This is a genomic window from Chitinivibrio alkaliphilus ACht1 (assembly GCF_000474745.1).
In the GTDB taxonomy this organism is placed as follows: Bacteria; Fibrobacterota; Chitinivibrionia; order Chitinivibrionales; family Chitinivibrionaceae; genus Chitinivibrio; species Chitinivibrio alkaliphilus.
On sequence record NZ_ASJR01000098.1, the window covers coordinates 1 to 209 of the forward strand.

Consider the following 209-nt stretch of genomic DNA (forward strand, 5'->3'; position numbering starts at 1 on the left):
TGGATTGAAACGCTGTCATGGCAAGATTGAGCCCGTGCTGTGCCTTGTCGCCCCCTTCGCGGGGGTGTGGATTGAAACCTCGCTCCACTGTTCCTCAAATCGTGCACGCTCTTGTCGCCCCCTTCGCGGGGGTGTGGATTGAAACAATACCCGCATCGCCAGACGTCGTGTCCCATGAGTCGCCCCCTTCGCGGGGGTGTGGATTGAAA

The 209-nt window shown here is 59.3% G+C and carries 1 protein-coding gene; it reads right to left on the bottom strand.

Features of this window, described 5'->3' with window-relative positions:
- Positions 1 to 15 precede the first annotated feature (15 nt).
- Positions 16 to 209 (bottom strand): hypothetical protein (locus tag CALK_RS13245; RefSeq protein ID WP_204365322.1); only part of this gene is annotated, 194 nt, incomplete at its 5' end.